Origin of the sequence: Microbacterium sp. R86528 (genome assembly GCF_044596335.1) — a bacterium.
GTDB classification, from domain to species: Bacteria; Actinomycetota; Actinomycetes; order Actinomycetales; family Microbacteriaceae; genus Microbacterium; species Microbacterium marmarense.
Genome location: NZ_CP138996.1, coordinates 1,305,385 through 1,321,686, shown reverse-complemented (window position 1 = coordinate 1,321,686; position 16,302 = coordinate 1,305,385). Strand labels below are relative to the sequence as shown.

Below are 16,302 nucleotides of genomic sequence, written 5' to 3'. Positions count from 1 at the left end.
CCGGATAAGGGAAGGCTATTACGAATTCGTAATAGCCGTGCCTCGAGTCAGTCGATCGAGGATCCCGCCCGACGTCTACAGAGTCGGCCTTCGGCAATGCTGTCGACAAGCCCGGGGCCGCCGCGGATGCCGACGCGGCACGCCGACGAGTGAAGGGCTGGGCTCGAGTACGCGGCTGCCACAGGAAGGTTCGAAGTTGCAGCGCTCGGCCTCGCTGCTTCTGCACAAGCGTGCCCACAAAAAGTGTGGGCAAAATGTGGCAAATCGCCTTTTCAAACCTCCGCGGGGAAGTCGGAAATACCCTTTGACCCCAGAATATGTCGCCCGCGCTGATGGACGCGACGGCGGGAGTCGAACCCGCACCGCTTCCGGGTATGAACCGGAGCCCGGGACCACCCGGATCGCCGCGATAACTCCACGCTACGACGGAACGCGCCGCCGTGGGGATGAATGACGTGGGATTTCGGAATGCGACGATCTGTGACGTCGTCTCGCGCCGCGAATGGGTGCGCAAGTCGGCCTGACACAGACCGTTATGCTTCATCCATGGCAACGGCGACAAGACGCGGGATCTTCGCCGCGGTCGCAGTCGTCGTTCTTCTCGTTCTAGGTCTCGGAGTGAGCAGCGTTGTCGCTGATGAACTGGGGATTCGCACAGAGCCGTCCGCGCAGATGCAACCTGCCGCTCCGGTTGTGGCGACCGCAGCTGAGCCTGTCGACCCGCCGAAGTTGACCCTCGTCGATGCGCCGGATTCGTCGCGCGTTGCCGCTGCTACTGCCTATTTGATGGATGCTACGGCAGCCGTCGAAACTGAGGGATCAGCATCCGTCGCCTTCGATGTTGTCGACGATGGTGACCTCGATGACGACTCTTACACGCTCACCGGGTCGGACACGGAGCTGACCATCGACGCAGCGAGCCCCGCGGGAGCCGCGCGCGGTCTTTATGACATGGCGGCGGCGGTGCGAACCGGCAAGCCGATCACCGCCGCCCTCGGCGAAGAGATGAGGTGGCGGCTTCCGTTGCGCATGGTCGATTCCGGCTCAGTGGGCATTGAGGCCAACCCGGAAGAGTGGGAATCTGGCACCAACTATTCCCACGTGGGCGGTTCATACCAAGACGCTCTTATTCCGGAAGCGCCATATGTCGACCAAGACCTGCTCGACGAGTATTACGCCGAGTGGGATGCACACCTGAGACACGTCGTGGCTCTTGGCTACAACGGCATGACGTGGGGGCGTTTTATCGAGTACGTCACTATGCAGACTGCTCCGTATGGCCCGGTGTATGACGATGACGATTCACACGTCGAGCGTGCTCTCGCGCTGCGTGAGGCTTTCACCCCGTTCTGGGAACGTGCCGAAGAGCTTGGCGTGAAGCTATTCCTCTCGACCGACATGCTTTCGTTGACACCCGAGCTGGCCGACTACTTCGATGAGCACTACGGCGGCACCGACGCCGAGAACCCAGCCATGTGGGATGTGTACACCGCTGCACTCGACGAGATGTACCAAGCGGTGCCCGCCCTCGAAGGCGTGCTCATTCGCATCGGTGAGGCGGGCGCGATCTATGACGCCGAGGGCTGGGACTACTATTCCGAGCTCGGCGTGACGAACGTCGACGAAGCGCGCACGATGCTCACCGCCTTCACCGACCACGCAGAGACGCGCGGTAAAGAAGTGATCTTTCGCACCTGGTCCGTCGGCATCGGCGAAGTCGGCGATATGCACACCGATGTCGACTCGTACGAGAAGCTACTCGGTGGCCTCGATTCGCCGGCGCTGATCGTGTCGACCAAGTACGTGCTCGGCGACTTCTACAGCTGGCTGCCGCTCAACAACACGCTTGAGCAGGGCGAGCAACGCCGCATCGTCGAGTTTCAGAGCCGTCGCGAGTTCGAAAACTACGGCGCATTCCCAAACGACCTCGGGCCGCAGTTTCAATGGGCGATGCAGCAGCTGCTCGAAGCCAACCCGAAGATCGAGGGCGTGTGGGTCTGGGCGCAGGGTGGCGGTCCGCTGCGCGCGGGCCCGATGACGCTCTACGGCAAGGCGGGCTTCTGGGAGCTGTATGAGCTCAATACGCTGCTGGGCGCGGCGATTGCTCGCGACCCTGGCACTGACGTCGCTGAGGTCACCGCGGACTGGGCGTATGAGTACTTCAGCCATGATCCCGCGACCATCACAGCGATCAGCGAAGCGATGACACATTCGCGAGATGCCATCGAGCAGGGGCTCTACATTGAGCCGTTCGCCGACCAGCGAGGCTTCGCCATCGGCCTCGAGCCCCCACCCATGATGTGGATCTTCGAGTGGGACATCCTCACCGGTGACACCGCGGTGCTCGACGTCATGTACTCCATCGTGCGCGACAGCGAAGTCGGAATCGATGGAGCGATCGTGCTCGGCGAGCAAGCAGTTCTCGCTGTCGAGCAGATGCGCGAGATCGTGGCCGCCACGGTTCCTGCTTCTTGGCATGACCCTGCCATGCACTCTGACCTTGTCGACACCCTCGACTATGAGAGCAACACGCTCCAGATGCTCGCGGCATATCGCGCTATGTTCCTGCATCAGGCCGAGTGGCACGACACTCTCTCTCAAGAGTCGTACGACGCCTGGGTCAGCGATCGCGCTCAGTTCACCGCGCTCGCCGATCAGCACCTCGCCCTATACGAGGGAAACATCGACTACCCGTCTTACAACGTGACGCCGGCGCAACTCGGTGTCGAGCGCGGCGAGCGTGACCCGGCTATGGCGTGGACTGCGCGCATCCTGCTTCTGCTCGCGTTGCTTTGGGTATTCATCGGCATTCTTGCCGCTCGCACGCGGCTTGTTCGGCGCCCCGGAGCGGCGGCGGCTCGTGCCTCGTGGCTGGCGTCGACCAGGCCCTGGCGAGCGCGTGAGTCGACCCTCGGCATGTTGCCGCTTGACCGCTGGCTGATGATCGGGGTTCCGGCCGCACTGCTCGTGGCCACGCGTCTGGTGCAGACCTCGTTCCTGTCGTGGACGCACCCCGCGATCGTGCTCGGCGCGTGGCTGGTTTTTGCGCTGGTGGTGCGGATTCTCGTCGGCAGGCGTTCACCGTGGCCGGTGATGGCGGCCGTCGGCGGCGCGATCGTGTTCCGCTGCGCGCTCACGCTGTTCGCGCTGTCATTCAGCGGGCCCGGTGGCTACTGGTTCACATTCTGGACCGATCCCACGTTGCGCACCGTGTACATCTGCATCGCGTTCGCGCTGTTCGGCTGGGTATTCATCGCTGGCGGCTGGGCGCTGGTCGCTCAGATCGGAGCACGTCGTGCCACCGGCGCAGTCGTAGCCGCCATGGGTGCCGGACTGATGATTCCCGCGTCGGTGGTTGCCTTCGTCGGCGTCGAGACGGCATTGACCGTCTGGAACGACGAACTTGGGCTGCTGCCCTGGGCGCTGTCTCGCATTCTCGGCATCACAACGTTCCTTGAGATCCCTCTCGACTCCGCATGGTGGGTCGCCGGAATCGGCGCGGGATTGTTCGCCGTCGGGTTGCTGCTGTCGATTCATCGCCGTGAAGGGCGCCAGACGCCTAGTAGATAGCGCGCGGGTCAAGCCGAAGCAAGCTCGAAGTGACGTTTTCGGACCTCCAGCGGCGTAGGAAAGTGGTATGTCCCGATGCCATCGCGTCGGGACACACCACTTGGCTGCCTACACCTGCGCTCGGCGGCGCATCACAGTCAACAGAACAGCTCCGGCAATGATCACTGACATTGCCATTGCACCGATGGTCCAAAAGACTGTGGCATCTGTACCCGTGACAGCGAGGTCGTCTGAGCTGTCGGCGGCTGGGTCGGCCTGGGCTGCGTCATCTGGCGACTCGCCAGCATCGGCAGGATCCGAAGGATCGGTCGGTGTGACCGGTTCGCTCGGGTCGACCGGAGCCTCCGGATCGACAGGCTCAGTCGCTGGTTCTGCGATCGCGAAGTTCACGATCGTCGGAAGCGCCGCTCGGCTTCCCAACGACTGGGTGAGCGTGACAGAGTGTTCGCCAGCGGTCAGACCGGAAGTCACTTCAATCTGCCAGCTGCCATCGGCCTCAACCACGGTCGAAGCACCGCTGAGATCGCCCGCTGACCGTACTGACATTCCCGAACTCACCACCAATTCGGCGACTGTCACGTCGGCTCCCGGGAAACCCGTTCCCGCAAAGAGCACTGAGTCAACGTCCGCCTGAAGCATGCCTTCTGGAGCAGTGCCGACGGTCAGGTCGCTAAGGTCAGCGCGCTGTGTCAGCCATTCCTCAGGAGTCGTCGGGCGATCGATGATGCGGGTCTCGCCGATACATCCGTTCCAGCCACCGGTGGCCGCATCATCGACCCAGTCCGCACCGAGAATCCACGGCATGTCTGAGTTGAATGCCATGCCCGCGGTGTCGGTGGCGTTGCGCAGCACAGGTGCGCCGTCGACGTACATCGTCGTGGACATCGTCGCTGGGTCATTCACGAGCGCCACGTGTGCCCATGAACCGGTAAGGATCTCGCCCGACCAGTTGGTTTTGTCGCCCTTAGGGGTGTCGGCCGGGATGCTGGTGAACTGGAACTCGCGCAAGTTCGAGATACCAAGCGCGGTTGGTGACGAGGTGTAATCCCACCGCGACCACGGCACGCCTTCGATTGGGTGACCGTGGCCGCGGGTGAAACCTGGGTCGATACTCACGACATGCCCGTGCGCAGCGCCGAACTCGAGCAACTCGTTCGCTGGAGTGACGAAAACTACCGGGGAGTGATCTTCACCGGTGTGCGACCTACCGTGGTGGGCGGCTAGTAGCCTGCGCGCATCGAATCGCTCGGCACGATCTCTTTGCCGAGCGGCACGAGCGACACCGGCACCATCTTGAAGCTCGCGATGCCCAGCGGAATGCCGATGATCGTGATGCACATGGCGATTCCGGTGGTGATGTGTCCGAGAGCGAGCCACCAGCCCGCGAGGATGATCCACACCACGTTGCCCAAGAACGAGCCAACGCCAGCGGTCGGCTTCGACACGACGGTCTGTCCGAATGGCCAGAGCGCATACACGCCGATGCGGAACGATGCGATGCCCCACGGAATGGTCAGGATCAGAATGCAGAGCACCACGCCCGCGAGCATGTAGCCGAGGAACATCCAGAAACCCGACAGAACGAGCCAGATGACATTGAGGAGTGTGCGCACGGGTCGATTCTCTCAGGAAAACCCTGTGTGTTCAGTGGCGGTGCGGGAAGCGCCAACCGTCAGGCCGCGGGCGTGGGCAGTGTCAGGGCAGGCACCTAGACTTGTCGGGTTATGACCGACGCCTCTGCGGCCGCCTCTCGCGCGGCATCTGTTCCTGTCGTTGTCGACCCCTCGGCCGGCGCCTCGGGCGGTCGTCGAGACGACGATTTGCTTGCCGGGCTGAATGATCCTCAGCGTGAAGCGGTCACCTATCGCGGGCCTGCCCTGCTGATCGTCGCCGGTGCCGGTTCGGGTAAGACCAGCGTGCTCACGCGCCGGGTGGCATCGCTTCTCTACAGCCGTGAGGCCTGGCCCAGCCAGATTCTGGCGATCACCTTCACCAATAAGGCCGCTGGCGAGATGCGTGAACGAGTCGAACAGCTGGTGGGCGATTCGGCCCGTGGCATGTGGATTTCGACCTTCCACTCGGCATGCGTGCGCATTCTGCGCCGTGAGGCTGAGCAGTTCGGTTTCACGAAGGCCTTCACGATCTACGACTCGGGCGATTCGCGGGCTCTGCTCAAGCGGTTGGTCAAAGAACACGAGGCCGACGCCTACGGGTTGACTCCCGCAGCCACACAGTCGCGTATCTCGAAGCTCAAGAATGAATTGGCGGATGCTGATTCTTATGCGCGACAAGCGAATATGAGCGATCCCGCCGAGCGCATCTTCATCGAGGTCTTCGCCGCGTACCAGCGCGAGCTGCAGAAGGCGAATGCCTTCGACTTCGACGATCTCATCGGTCAGGTTGTCTATCTGTTTCGCGCTTTTCCGCACGTGGCAGATGTCTATCGTCGGCGGTTTCGGCACATTCTGGTTGACGAGTATCAAGACACCAACCACGCGCAGTACGCCCTGATTCACGAGCTGACGCGACCGGTCGGCTCTGATGCTGCGCCCACCGAGCACTCCAGCGGCATGATGATCTTCGAGCCAGAACCAGCCGCGAGCCCCGACACGGCGGGCGCATCGCTCACTGTCGTGGGCGACTCTGACCAGTCGATCTATGCGTTCCGTGGCGCTGATATTCGCAACATCAGCGAATTCGAACGTGACTACCCGGGCGCCAAGGTCGTGCTTCTCGAGCAGAACTATCGCTCCACCCAGAACATTCTCTCGGCGGCGAACGCCGTCATCGGCCACAACTTCGATCGAAAAGACAAGAAGCTGTGGACCGACGTCGGTGAGGGTGAGAAGATCATCGGCTTCACCGGCTATTCGCAGCATGACGAGGCGCAGTTCATCGCCGACGAGATTGATCGCATCCACCGCGCCGGTGTGGACTATTCCGAGATTGCCGTGTTCTATCGCACGAATTCGCAGTCACGTGCGATTGAAGAGATCTTCATCCGTTCGGCGTTGCCGTACAAGATCATGGGCGGCACGAAGTTCTACGACCGCGCTGAGATCAAAGACGCGATGGCGTATCTGGTTGCCGTGGCAAACCCCGCTGACGAGATGGCGATGCGGCGTATCATCAACCGACCTCGGCGCGGTATCGGCGACGTCACGGTCGAGACCATCGCGAGGTTCGCGGCAGAACAGCAGATCACGTTCCGCGACGCCCTCGCCAATTCCGCCTCTCTCGGTGTAGGACCGAAGATTCAGAAGGCGATCGCACATCTCGACGAGGTGCTGGCCGAAGCCGCCGCGCTCATGCTTCCCGCCTCGGGCGAACTTGCCCCGCCGACGGCAGTGGCCGCCGGGTTGCAACTCTTGCTCGCAAAGAGCGGCTATACCGATGCGCTGCGTGCCACGAAAGACGCGCAAGACGAGGCGCGTGTTGAAAACCTCGACGAGCTCGTGGCGGTGGCGCGTGAATTCGCACGCAACAACCCCGAGGGCACTGTGATCGACTTCCTCTCTGAGGTTGCGCTCGTCGCCGACACCGATGACCTCGAAGACGCGTCGGGCACGGTGTCGCTCATGACGCTGCACACCGCCAAGGGGTTGGAATACGACGCCGTGTTCGTCACGGGCGTCGAAGAAGACCTCATTCCGCACCGCATCTCGGCAGGTGAGCCGGGCGGGCCGCAAGAGGAACGCCGCCTCTTCTATGTCGGCATCACGCGTGCGCGCAAGCGTCTGTATTTGTCGCTCGCGATGACGAGGGCACAGTTCGGTGAAGTGACCGTAGCGATGCCAAGCCGTTTTCTGCAAGAGATTCCGGCTGAACTGCTGCACTGGCGCCAGTCACCAGGCGACGTGAACTCGCGCGGCGGAACGCAGTCTCGCGCACTCAACGCCCGTCGCCCCGGTGGCGGCTTCGGCGGTTCGGGCGGCGGTGGCGGCCGCTATGGCGACGACCTCGTGCCGTTGCCGAAACGTTCACCCAGCCCGGGCATCGAGAAGTTCGCCAACCGCATTCCCGCGAAGGTGCGAGACAACGGCGATATGGTGCTCGGCTCGGGTGACCGCATTCGCCACGAAGACTTCGGTGAGGGTCGCGTCGACGCCGTCACGGGTGAGGGCGCCAAGCGCGTCGCGCACGTGCGATTCGACAAGGCCGGACCCAAGAAACTGCTGATCAAGATCGCACCAATCGAAAAGCTGTAGCGCCCGGCCGCACCACCATGCTCGTCACACGAAGACGTCAGGATCGCAAGCGCAGTGCGAACTCGTTGTCGTGCGCGTAGGCTCAAACTATGGCACTCTTCTCGCGCCGTCCCAAGGACTCCGCTGACCAGACCAATGCTGAACCCGAAGTGAATGGCGTCGAAGACGCGAATAGTTCAGCCGAAGAACCAGCAACAGGTGAAGCGACCGACGCACCCGAAGCGGGTGCAGAGGCAGCCGCCGCTGGCACCGATGCCTCCGGCGACGAGGTGAGCACAGACATCGGTGAGCCCACCGCATCGGTCGGTATTTCTATGTCTTCGTTCGGTGGATTCGGTGCTACCAAGGCTGCCGCGCCTGCTGAACAAGATGCCGCCGCCGCGCAGCCGCAGGCCGCACCACGCCCGTCTGCGCCCGAAACCGCACCGCCGCCAAACGAGTCGATTCCGGGGTTGCGCGACAATGTTCTCGTTCGCGCCGCGCTCGCTCAGGTCAGTGCACCAGCCACCGCCACCGAAGTTCTCAACGTCGTACGGCAGATGCTTCAAGGACACCTCTACCTGCGTGTGAAAGGCGATGCCCGCGCGCTCATCGCTGAAGGCAAGCCGCTGCCGCTCGCAATGGCCACCATCGGTGAGAAGAACTACGCCCTCGCATACAGCAGCGGTGCGGCGCTCCAAGAAAGCGTGCGCGCCGATGGCGACACCGCGACGTCGGCGATGGGTCAGCCAGTGCTGGGCGTCATTCGGCACGTGCTGTCGGGCACCTATGCGGGTGTGATCATCGACCATGCCTCGGGTCAGGCGCGTGTCACCCTGCCTCGCGAGCTGCTCGAGAAGGTCACTGCGCAGATGGACCCCAAGCTCGCGCTCAAAACTCTGCTGGCCGCTGAGCGCACCGACGAGACGGGTGCTGCGGTCGTGGCAGCGCTCGGCGAGGCGCCGCTGTGGGTTGCGATCGGCACGACGGCAGACGATCGACCCGGCGTTGCCGAGGGGCGTTCTGAGGATGGCTCGCGCTACCTCGAGGTGTACTCGCACCCGCTCGAGGTTGCCGCCGTGGGCCGTGGAGACAAGTCAGCGAAGATCACGACAGCACAGTTGGCCAAAGCGATTCAGGGTGACCAAGGTCTCTCAGGAATCGTTGTGGACCCGGCGGGGCCGTGGATTCGCGTGACACGAGACGAGCTCGCGCCGTTGCTGACCGTCGAGGACTGACCGAATATCACTCACACCCGGTCGAGCATCGGCCCTAAAGTCGAGACATGGCTTCCGAGCGAACGACGTTGACAATCGCCGGGCCCGACGGTGACCGCAAAGTGGGGTTGTCGAGCCCGAATCGAGTGCTGTGGCCCGAACTCGGCATCACCAAACACGAGCTCGCTGAGTATCTCATCGCCGTCAGCGAGCCCTTCCTCAGCGCCAACGGCAACCGGCCGGTGTCGTTGGAGCGGTTTCCTGGCGGTGTCGATGGCGAGCGTTTCTACTCGAAGAATCCTCCCAAGGGTGCCCCAGACTTCATCGAGTCGGTGACGGTCAAATACAACAGCGGCCGAAGGCACCCGCAGTTAGTGCTCACCGAAACGGCGGCGGTCGTCTGGGCTGCGCAGATGAACACGATTGTCTTTCATCCTTGGGCATCGCTGGCCACGAACACCGACAACCCGGTGGAATTGCGCATCGATCTCGATCCCCAACCCGGAACTGACTTCTCGGATGCGGCAGCGGTGGCTCCTGCGCTGCGCGAGGTGCTGGCCGAGGCGGGCCTCGATGCCTTCGTCAAGACGAGCGGCAACCGCGGCATCCACATTTTCTGCCCCATCGAGCCCAGCCACGAGTTTCTCGACGTTCGCCACGCGGTAATCGCGGCCGGCCGCGAACTCGAGCGCCGAATGCCCGACAAAGTCACCATGAACTGGTGGAAAGAAGAGCGAGGCGAGCGAGTCTTCGTCGACTTCAACCAAGCCAACCGCGACCGCACGATGGCGGGCGCATACAGCCCGCGGGCGCTGGCGGGGGCAACCGTGTCAACACCATTGAGCTGGGATGAGCTTTTCGACATCGACCCGGCGAGCTTGACCGTGCGCTCGGTGCCGGCGCGTCTCGCAGAGGTCGGTGACCCTTGGGCCGCGATGCCAGCGAACCCTGGGCGCATCGACACTCTGCTGGAGTGGTGGCAGCGCGATCTCGATGACGGCCTGGGCGAGTTGGCCTTTCCCCCGGAGTTTCCGAAGATGCCCGGCGAACCCCCGCGGGTGCAACCTAGCCGAGCAAAGAAAGCTGACGGCTGAACGCGGCGACGCGGTGCTCAGTAGAGCACATCGCCCAGATCGTAGGCGGCAACGCGGTCCAGCTGCTCGTAGGTGCACGAGCGGGCGTCGCGATCCGGACGCCACCGCTCGAACTGCACGGTGTGCCTGAACCGGCGGCCCTCTAGCTGGTCGTAGCGCACTTCGAGCACTCGCTCCGGCCGTAGCTGCACGAAGGTGACATCTTTCGAGCCACTGAATCGCGAACGATCGGTTGCTCCTTTCGCTGCCTCACCCTCAGCATCCCGATCAACCAACGGCTCAAGCTCATCGATCAGCTCGAGCCGGCGCTTGTCGCTGAAGGCAGAGACCCCACCCACCGGCACCAGCGTGCCGTCTTCGTCGTAGAGGCCCACCAACAGCGACCCCACGCCCCGACCAGACTTGTGCACCCGGTATCCGAATGCGACGACGTCGGCTGTGCGGTGGTGCTTGATCTTCAGCATGGTGCGCTTGCCCGGGGCGTATGGCAGGGTGAGTGGTTTCGCGATCACCCCGTCAAGGCCTGCGCCCTCGAACTGCTCAAGCCACTGCGTCGCGATAGCGGGGTTGTCGGTGGTGCGAGTGACATGCAGCGGGTGGGGCACGGCACCGAGCAGATCCACAAGCTGGCTTCGGCGCGCGGTGAAGGGCTCGTTCTGCAGGTCGCGGTCACCCCGCGCGAGAAGGTCAAAGGCGATGAACATAGCGGGCGTCTCTTCGCTCAACCTGGTGATGCGCGACGCTGCGGGATGGATGCGCTGACTCAGCGACTCCCAATCGAGCTTCTGCGATCCAGCGGCACCGATCGGCACGACGATCTCGCCATCGATCAGACACGGTTCTGGCAGAATCTGCGAGAGAGCGCCCACGAGCTCGGGAAAGTAGCGCGTCAGCGGCTTTGCGCCGCGGCTGGCGATCTCAACGGTCTCGCCGTCCCACGAGATGAGGGCCCGAAACCCATCCCACTTCGGCTCGAAGCTCAACCCGCCGGGGGTCTTCGCGGGATCAGGAATAGCCGGTACCGCCTTCGCGAGCATCGGTGCGGGAATCTCGTATGGCATGAGACCATCTTGTCGTTCCGCGCCGTTGCGCAACAGGTTCGGTTCGTCGACCTACGTGGCTATTCGATCTTTCTTGCGCGCCCAGCGTGCCGGCAGATGCGGGCCATCCCACACTTGCACGACGCCCCACGCCGCCGCGGTGATGGGCACGGCGAGAATCGCGCCGAGGATGCCGCCGACCACGGTGCCGACCGTCAGAGCCACCAGAATCACGAAGGCGTGCAACTTCATGGTGCGGCCCATCAGCACCGGTTGCAAGAAATTGCCTTCGAGCTGGTTCACCAGCACGACAACTCCGATCACGAAGAGCGCGTTGACCCAGCCGTTCGAGACCAGGGCCACGAGGGCTGCCAGGGTGCCGGCCAGCGTGGCGCCGACGAACGGGATGAAGGCGAGCACGAAGACCAAGACAGCCAGGGGGAGCGCCAGCGGAACCTGCAAGATGAGCAAGCCGATCAGAATACCGATGGAGTCGGCCAGGGCAACGGTTGCCGTGCCTCGCACGTACGAGCCCAGCACGGTCACGGTCTTGTCGCCGATGCGGCGAGCTCGCTGGTAGTTCGTGCCGCGGAATGGACGAAGGATGAACTCCCACATGATGCCGCCGTCCTTCAAGAAGAAGAACAGAATCGTCACCATCAGAATGAAGCCGGTGGCGAAGCTCGCCACCGCGCTCACGCCCGCGATGGCACCGGAGCCAAACTGCGCGCTGGTGACGAAGTCGAGCACAGTGGCAGTCCACTCGTCGATCTGTTCGGCAGTGAGGAATTCGAACGGGAGAGTCTGCACCCAGGCGAGCACGTCTTGGAAGCCCGCCTGAGCCTGCTCAGAGAGTTCGTCCCACTGATCGCGCACGGCCCAGACGATCAACCAGCCGAGCAGACCGAGCACGATCACGATGCTCAGCATCGTCAAGATCGTTGCGGGAAGCCGCGGCATTCCGCGTCGAGTGAGAAACGCCATGAGGGGCGCGAACGCGCTGGCAAGAATCAGTGAAAGTGCGAGCGGGATGGTCACAAGAGTGACCTGCTGCAAGCCGATCACAATCGCAGCCACGACGACGACGACAACGATGATCTGCAGCGCGCGAACGCTGAGCCGACCGAAACCGTCGGTCCACAGGCTCCACGGAACATGCGTCGCCTTCGGCTCGACGTCCCCCAACTCCCCCGGGGGTGCGTCGGACTCAAGACGAACGGTCTTTGGTGTACGGCGGAAGAGGCCCATAGAGCGAGAGTAATGCGCGAGAAGAGGATCTGCAGAGTGTGGTCAGCGGTCGGGGTAGCCGTGTACTCTGGCGCTGCATTTGCTGCCGATCCAGCGCTGTCGCATGCTAAAGTGACGAAACCGACCAGCCGGTATGTCGCAAGGAGGCGCCACCGCTATGCAGAGTTCCCCCAAGCCTGGGCTCGAAACCGTTCGCCGATTCGAAGGCACGGTCAGCGTGATCACCGGCGCAAGTCGTGGCATCGGTCTCGCGATCGCACAACGGCTGGTCGATGAGGGCGGCTCGGTGGTCATCACCGGGCGCAAACAGGACTCACTCGACGCTGCTGTCGCACAGCTAGGGGACGCCGCTGTGGGAATCGCCGGACGAGTCGACGACGCCGAACACCGCGCCGATGTCTTCGCCCATGTGACTCAAAAACACGGTCGGCTCGACCACCTCGTCAACAACGCGGGAATCAACCCGGTCTATGGCCCCATTGTCGATGTGGATGCTGCGGCTGCCCGCAAGATTCTCGAGGTGAACGTCATCGCTGGGCTCGAATGGACGCGGGCGGCAGTGACCGGCGGGCTCTCGAAGTCAGTGGTCAACCTCGCTTCGGTAGCGGGACTCGGCGCGAGCCCCGGCATTGCGTTCTACGGAATCTCGAAGGCGGCCGTCATCAATATGACTATGCAGCTCGCATTTGAGCTCGCCCCGGCAATTCGCGTGAACGCGGTGGCTCCTGCAGTCATCAAGACAGACTTCGCTCGGGCGCTCTATGAAGGTCGAGAAGCAGAGGCATCCGCCGCGTACCCGTTGGGTCGCTTGGGCGAGACCGCCGATGTCGCAGGGCCGGTGGCGTTTCTGCTCTCCGACGATGCGGCGTGGATCACCGGTCACACCTTGCCGATTGACGGCGGCGCGGGCATTCGTCCGTTCTTGTGATCCGTGAAACGGGTGAAAGATGAGGGTATGAAGGATTCCCATGTCGCGGTCGACGTCAAGCGCGCCGCCGTCGACCTCTTTTCCACTCGCGGGTATGCGAACACGAGCGTTCAGCAGATTGTCGAGGCCGCCGGCGTCACCAAGGGCGCGATGTATCACTACTTTGAGTCGAAAGATGATCTGCTGTTCGGCATCTACGATTCACTGCTCTCGATGCAGAAGGCTCGCCTCGACGAGATCATCGCCCGCGAGGGTCTTGTTGAAGACGTGCTTCGGGCCGTCTGCATCGATGTGATCGAGTCTTCGATCGACCACTTGGCTGAAGCAACAGTCTTCTTTCGTAGCGTGCACATGCTATCGACCGAGCGTCAACGTGAGGTCACGCTGCGCCGACGCGAGTATCACGACGAATTCGCGGGTCTTATCGCGCGTGGCCAGGCAGAGGGGCGCTACCGCACCGACATTCCGCTCGCGGTGCTCGCGGCCCATTTCTTCAGCGACGTGCACTACCTTTCGCAGTGGTATTCGCCCGATGGTGCAGAAAGCAAGTCGCTGGTCGCGCGCGAGCTGACAGATCTATTTCTCGCCAGCCTGAGTCCGGCTGCGACCTAGCGCACTCGGCACCCGGCGACGGCGTCCGCAACCGGCGACCGCGTTCAGCGGCGCAGTTCGTTTCGGCCGAGGGTCGCGAGATGCACCTCGTCGGGTCCGTCAGCGATGCGCAACGAGCGAATCCCGGCATACAGTTCGGCCAGGGGAGTATCTGAAGAGACGCCCGCTCCACCGTGCACTTGAATGGCGCGGTCGATGATCGTCTGCACAGCGACGGGAACAGCGATCTTGATCGACTGAATCTCGGTCATCGCTTTGCGATTGCCGACGGTGTCCATGAGCCACGCAGTCTTGAGCACAAGCAGCCGCAGCGCTTCGAGTTGAATGCGTGATTCGGCCGCCCACTCGCGCACCACACCCTGCTCGGCGAGAGAACGCCCGAACGCATGCCGTTCGTTGGCGCGGCGGGTCATCAGCGAAAGTGCTCGCTCGCCCATGCCAAGCGCCCTCATGCAGTGGTGGATGCGGCCGGGTCCAAGCCGCGCCTGTGCGATAGCGAACCCGCCGCCCTCTTCGCCGATGATGTTGCCAGCCGGCACCCTCACGTCGTCGAACGCCACCTCGGCGTGTCCACCATGATCGCGATCGTCGTAGCCGAAGACGGAGAGCGGCCTCACGATGCGCACCCCGGGTGTGTCTCTGGGAACGAGGATCATCGACTGCTGTCGGTGGCGGTCAGCATCCGGATCTGTCTTTCCCATCACGATGAAGATCGCAGCGTCAGGGTTCATCGCCCCCGTCGACCACCATTTGCGGCCCGAGATCACATACGAGTCGCCGTCGCGGCGAATGCGGGTGCCGATGTTCGTTGCGTCTGAAGAGGCGACATCGGGCTCGGTCATGCAGAACGACGAGCGGATCTCGGCGCGCAATAGCGGCGCGAGCCACTGCTGCTTCTGAGCGTCGGTGCCGAACTGGCTCAGCACTTCCATGTTGCCGGTGTCGGGAGCTGCGCAGTTGAAAGCGGCGGGCGCAAGCTGCGGGCTCCACCCGGTCACCTCTGCAACCGGTGCGTACTGCAGGTTGGTCAAGCCGGCAGCCCCCGTCGCTGCCGGATCGCCCGGCAGGAACAGGTTCCACAGCCCCTCAGCGCGAGCTTTCTGCTGCAGATCGCGCACGATCGGGCGGGTAGACCATTCCTGTGGGCTTGCCGCGAGCTGTTCTTTGAGGGTCAGCTCGGCGGGGATCACGTGTTGATCGACGAATGCGCGGGCTCTGGCGGTGATCTCTTCGGTAAGAGCGTCGGGCGCGAAGTCCATCAGCGAACCTCCAGTCCTTTGGATGCGAGTGGTGCCACGAGCGCGCCGATGCGGTCGAAGCCTTCGCCGACGGTGTCGCCGGCTTGGTAGCGAAAGTGGATGCCCTCAAGAATCACGGCGAGCTTGTATGCCGCGAAAGCGCGGTACCAGCGAAGATCGGGAATGCCGATGCCGGCCCGCGCCGCGTAGACCTCGACGAGCTCCTCGAACGAGGGGTAGCCCGCAGCGCTATCGACTGCGCTGGGCACAGTGCCGCCGGTATCGGGCAGATCGGCAATCTCCCAGTAGAGCGCGAAGATGCCCAGATCGACGAACGGGTCGCCGAGCGTGGCCATCTCCCAGTCGAGGATGACTGAGATGCGTGGAGCGTCACCCTCGCCGACGACGAGGGCGTTGTCGAGGCGATAGTCGCCATGAACGATCGACGCGCGGGTGGCAACGGGGATGTCGGTGGCGAGCGAGGCCTGCAATGCATCGAGCTCGGCGGTGCCTCGTGATCGGGATGCAGCGAGCTGCCGTCGCCAGGTCGAAAGCTGACGCTGAAGGTACCCATCCGGCCGGCCGAAGTCGCCGAGGCCGACAGATGTCGGATCGACAGCGTGCAGGTCGGCGAGATCACCGATGAGCTCGATGCTGAGCGAGCGAAGACCCGCGGGGGAGTAGTTGGCGTTCTGTGCGGGGTGCGCGAGCACTCGACCAGGCGCGCGCTGCATGACGAAGAACGTGGTGCTCGTCACGAGATGTTCGTCGGTGTCGTCGACGACGTCGATCGCCGTCGGGACGGGAACAGCGGTGCCGGCGAGGGCAGAGATCACCCGATGTTCGCGGCGCATATCGTGAGCGCTCGAGAGCACGTGGCCGAGTGGCGGGCGTCGCACGATCAGGGGGATGGCCGCGCCCTCAACCGCGTACGTGAGATTGCTGCGACCGCCCGCGATGACGGTGGCGGTGAGTTCGTCGCCCGCGAGGTCGGGGTGCGTTTTGGCCAGCCACGCGGCAAACCCCGACACGTTCAGTCCAGGAACCTCGGTCATGTGCGACTGCCTCTCTTGCATCCCGACGCTGGGTGCCCGCACAAGCATACCGGATGGTCGGTTTGCGAACCAGGAGTGAGGACCGGGTCGCGCACGAGCGCGCAGGCGCTACG

12 protein-coding genes and 1 tRNA gene are annotated in these 16,302 nt (G+C 63.4%); 6 read left to right on the top strand and 7 right to left on the bottom strand.

What is annotated here, in order from left to right; all coding sequences use genetic code 11:
• Window positions 1-333: 333 nt before the first annotated feature.
• Window positions 334-409, bottom strand: a tRNA-Met gene (locus SJY18_RS06315).
• 137 nt (window positions 410-546) lie between these two features.
• Between SJY18_RS06315 and SJY18_RS06310 the strand changes: the two genes are divergently transcribed.
• The gene (locus SJY18_RS06310; RefSeq protein ID WP_396668754.1) at window positions 547-3,570 is read left to right on the top strand and encodes a hypothetical protein; all 3,024 of its coding nucleotides are present in this window, start codon (window positions 547-549) and stop codon (window positions 3,568-3,570) included.
• A 108-nt stretch (window positions 3,571-3,678) separates the two neighbouring features.
• Here the strand turns inward: SJY18_RS06310 and SJY18_RS06305 are convergent, their stop codons facing one another.
• Together SJY18_RS06305 and SJY18_RS06300 are read right to left on the bottom strand one after the other, a co-directional pair.
• Window positions 3,679-4,686, bottom strand: coding sequence for a LamG-like jellyroll fold domain-containing protein (locus SJY18_RS06305; RefSeq protein WP_396668753.1), 1,008 nt, complete (start codon window positions 4,684-4,686; stop codon window positions 3,679-3,681).
• Window positions 4,687-4,790: 104 nt separating this feature from the next.
• Window positions 4,791-5,183, bottom strand: a complete 393-nt coding sequence (locus SJY18_RS06300) for a YccF domain-containing protein (RefSeq protein ID WP_337338562.1) — start codon at window positions 5,181-5,183, stop codon at window positions 4,791-4,793.
• Window positions 5,184-5,294: 111 nt separating this feature from the next.
• On the opposite strand from SJY18_RS06300, the gene SJY18_RS06295 reads away from it, so the two are divergent.
• The 3 genes from SJY18_RS06295 (at window position 5,295) to ligD (ending at window position 10,068) form a co-directional block, all read left to right on the top strand.
• Entirely contained in the window at window positions 5,295-7,778 is a 2,484-nt protein-coding gene (locus tag SJY18_RS06295) for an ATP-dependent helicase (protein ID WP_396668752.1), read from the top strand.
• Window positions 7,779-7,867: 89 nt separating this feature from the next.
• Window positions 7,868-8,995, top strand: a complete 1,128-nt coding sequence (locus SJY18_RS06290; protein ID WP_396668751.1) for an SseB family protein — start codon at window positions 7,868-7,870, stop codon at window positions 8,993-8,995.
• Between the two features lie 47 nt (window positions 8,996-9,042).
• Window positions 9,043-10,068, top strand: a complete 1,026-nt coding sequence (gene ligD, locus SJY18_RS06285; RefSeq protein WP_396668750.1) for a non-homologous end-joining DNA ligase — start codon at window positions 9,043-9,045, stop codon at window positions 10,066-10,068.
• 17 nt (window positions 10,069-10,085) lie between these two features.
• Here ligD and SJY18_RS06280 read toward each other — a convergent pair whose 3' ends face one another.
• Window positions 10,086-11,129 (bottom strand): ATP-dependent DNA ligase, encoded by a 1,044-nt coding sequence (locus SJY18_RS06280; RefSeq protein WP_396668749.1) that lies wholly within the window; start codon window positions 11,127-11,129, stop codon window positions 10,086-10,088.
• Between the two features lie 51 nt (window positions 11,130-11,180).
• Window positions 11,181-12,356, bottom strand: coding sequence for an AI-2E family transporter (locus tag SJY18_RS06275; RefSeq protein ID WP_396668748.1), 1,176 nt, complete (start codon window positions 12,354-12,356; stop codon window positions 11,181-11,183).
• 157 nt (window positions 12,357-12,513) lie between these two features.
• On the opposite strand from SJY18_RS06275, the gene SJY18_RS06270 reads away from it, so the two are divergent.
• Both SJY18_RS06270 and SJY18_RS06265 read left to right on the top strand, forming a co-directional pair.
• Window positions 12,514-13,284 carry an SDR family oxidoreductase gene (locus SJY18_RS06270; protein WP_396668747.1) on the top strand — a complete coding sequence of 257 codons (771 nt, stop codon included), beginning with the start codon at window positions 12,514-12,516 and terminating at the stop codon, window positions 13,282-13,284.
• A gap of 27 nt (window positions 13,285-13,311) precedes the next feature.
• Window positions 13,312-13,896, top strand: coding sequence for a TetR/AcrR family transcriptional regulator (locus SJY18_RS06265; RefSeq protein ID WP_396668746.1), 585 nt, complete (start codon window positions 13,312-13,314; stop codon window positions 13,894-13,896).
• Window positions 13,897-13,940: 44 nt separating this feature from the next.
• Here SJY18_RS06265 and SJY18_RS06260 read toward each other — a convergent pair whose 3' ends face one another.
• Entirely contained in the window at window positions 13,941-15,155 is a 1,215-nt protein-coding gene (locus tag SJY18_RS06260) for an acyl-CoA dehydrogenase family protein (protein ID WP_396668745.1), read from the bottom strand.
• Window positions 15,155-16,189: a phosphotransferase family protein gene (locus tag SJY18_RS06255; protein ID WP_396668744.1), complete on the bottom strand. Its 1,035-nt coding sequence runs from the start codon at window positions 16,187-16,189 to the stop codon at window positions 15,155-15,157. Before SJY18_RS06255 ends, SJY18_RS06260 begins: the two co-directional genes overlap by 1 nt.
• Window positions 16,190-16,302 lie beyond the last annotated feature (113 nt).

Bases quoted from the DNA above. Each gene is read 5' to 3' on its own strand.
- SJY18_RS06310 (WP_396668754.1), top strand. From the start codon at position 547: ATGGCAACGGCGACAAGACGCGGGATCTTCGCCGCGGTCGCAGTCGTC.
- SJY18_RS06295 (WP_396668752.1), top strand. From the start codon at position 5,295: ATGACCGACGCCTCTGCGGCCGCCTCTCGCGCGGCATCTGTTCCTGTC.
- SJY18_RS06290 (WP_396668751.1), top strand. From the start codon at position 7,868: ATGGCACTCTTCTCGCGCCGTCCCAAGGACTCCGCTGACCAGACCAAT.
- ligD (WP_396668750.1), top strand. From the start codon at position 9,043: ATGGCTTCCGAGCGAACGACGTTGACAATCGCCGGGCCCGACGGTGAC.
- SJY18_RS06280 (WP_396668749.1), bottom strand. From the start codon at position 11,129: ATGCCATACGAGATTCCCGCACCGATGCTCGCGAAGGCGGTACCGGCT.
- SJY18_RS06275 (WP_396668748.1), bottom strand. From the start codon at position 12,356: ATGGGCCTCTTCCGCCGTACACCAAAGACCGTTCGTCTTGAGTCCGAC.
- SJY18_RS06270 (WP_396668747.1), top strand. From the start codon at position 12,514: ATGCAGAGTTCCCCCAAGCCTGGGCTCGAAACCGTTCGCCGATTCGAA.
- SJY18_RS06265 (WP_396668746.1), top strand. From the start codon at position 13,312: ATGAAGGATTCCCATGTCGCGGTCGACGTCAAGCGCGCCGCCGTCGAC.
- SJY18_RS06260 (WP_396668745.1), bottom strand. From the start codon at position 15,155: ATGGACTTCGCGCCCGACGCTCTTACCGAAGAGATCACCGCCAGAGCC.
- SJY18_RS06255 (WP_396668744.1), bottom strand. From the start codon at position 16,189: ATGACCGAGGTTCCTGGACTGAACGTGTCGGGGTTTGCCGCGTGGCTG.